Genomic DNA, 1,840 nt, shown 5'->3' on the forward strand with positions numbered 1-1,840 from the left:
ACGGGACCGCGACACCGACCGGTATCGGCATGATCAGGCGGGCTCCGGCCCGGTAGGTTGAACAGGGTGCATGACATTGATCCCGCCTTCACCGCACTGCCGCTGCGGGCGCTCGCGGACGCCGCGCTGAGCCGGGCGCGCGAGCTCGGGGCCGAGCACGCCGACGTCCGGGTGGAGCGCGTCCGCTCCCAGAACCTGCGGCTGCGCGACGCCGTCCTGGAGACCGCCGCCGACCACACCGACCTCGGGCTCTCGGTCCGGGTCGTCGCCGGGGGGACGTGGGGCTTCGCCGCCGGCACCGACCTGACCACCGGCGGCGCCGCCGCCCTCGCCGTGCGCGCGGTCGAGGTCGCGCGCGTCGCCGCCCCCGTCAACCGCGAGCCGGTCGAGCTCGCCCCCGAGCCGTCGCACGGGGACGTGACGTGGGTGTCGTCCTACGAGATCGATCCGTTCGCCGTGTCCACGCAGGACAAGATCGGGCTGCTGGCCGACTGGAGCCGCCGGCTGCTCGGCGACGCCCGCGTCGACCACGTGGACGCCGCGCTGCTGCAGGTCCGGGAGAACAAGTTCTACGCCGACCTCAACGGGACGGTCACCACCCAGCAGCGCGTCCGGCTGCACCCGGTGGTCGAGGCGACCGGCATCACCGAGCGCGCGTTCGACACGATGCGCTCGCTGGCGCCGCCGGCCGGCCGCGGCTGGGAGTTCCTGGTCGGCGACGTGCACGACTGGGACGCCGAGCTGGCCGCCATCCCCGAGCTGCTGGCCGAGAAGCTGGCCGCGCCGTCGGTGGAGGCGGGCCGCTACGACCTGGTGGTCGACCCGTCCAACCTGTGGCTGACGATCCACGAGTCGGTCGGGCACGCCACCGAGCTGGACCGGGCGCTCGGCTACGAGGCCGCCTACGCGGGCACCTCCTTCGCCACCCCCGACCAACTCGGCAGCCTGCGGTACGGGTCGGAGGTCATGAACGTGACCGGCGACCGCACCGCCGAGCACGGCCTGGCCACGATCGGGTACGACGACGAGGGCGTGGAGGCGCAGGCGTTCGACATCGTCCGCGGCGGCCTGTTCACCGGCTACCAGCTCGACCGGCGCATCGCCCGGCTCACCGGCGCCGAGCGGTCCAACGGCTGCGCGTTCGCCGACTCGGCGCTGAGCACGCCCATCCAGCGGATGGCGAACGTGTCGCTGGCCGCCGACCCGGACGGCCCCGACACCGAGGGCCTGATCGCCGGGGTCGAGGACGGCGTCTACGTCGTCGGCGACAAGTCCTGGTCGATCGACATGCAGCGGCACAACTTCCAGTTCACCGGGCAGCGGTTCTACCGGATCCGCAACGGCCGGCTCGCCGGGCAGGTCCGGGACGTGGCCTACCAGGCCAGCACCACCGAGTTCTGGAACTCGATGGAGGCGGTGGGCGGGCCGTCCACCTACGTGCTGGGCGGCGCGTTCAACTGCGGCAAGGGCCAGCCGGGGCAGGTCGCCCCGGTGAGCCACGGCTGCCCGTCCGCGGTGTTCCGCGGCGTCAACATCCTCAACACGGTCAAGGAGGCGGGCCAGTGAGCGCACTCTCCCCGCAGGAGGCCGTGGAACGGGCCCTCGCCCTGTCCCGCGCCGACGACTGCGTGGTCATCGCCGACCAGTCGAGCACCGCGAACCTGCGGTGGGCGGGCAACACCCTGACCACCAACGGCGTGACCGGCTCCGACCAGCTCACCGTGATCGCGCTGCGCCGCTCCGGCGAGGGCGTCGCGGCGGGCGTGGTGTCGCGGTCGGGGGTGGGCCGCGACGACGTCGAGGACGTGGTCCGCGCGGCCGAGGCCGCCGCGGCCTCCAG

The 1,840-nt window shown here is 73.8% G+C and carries 1 protein-coding gene and 1 pseudogene; both read left to right on the top strand.

Translation table 11 applies throughout. The features are described 5' to 3' along the window. Nucleotides 1-66: 66 nt before the first annotated feature. Nucleotides 67-1,566 carry a TldD/PmbA family protein gene (locus AB0J52_RS38680; RefSeq protein ID WP_500188021.1) on the top strand — a complete coding sequence of 500 codons (1,500 nt, stop codon included), beginning with the start codon at nucleotides 67-69 and terminating at the stop codon, nucleotides 1,564-1,566. Beyond that, nucleotides 1,563-1,840 (top strand): annotated as a pseudogene (locus AB0J52_RS38685) (TldD/PmbA family protein); the annotation flags it as partial. The gene AB0J52_RS38680 and the pseudogene AB0J52_RS38685, both read left to right, overlap by 4 nt.

The sequence above is a fragment of the Spirillospora sp. NPDC049652 genome (genome assembly GCF_040675125.1).
GTDB lineage: Bacteria > Actinomycetota > Actinomycetes > Streptosporangiales > Streptosporangiaceae > Spirillospora.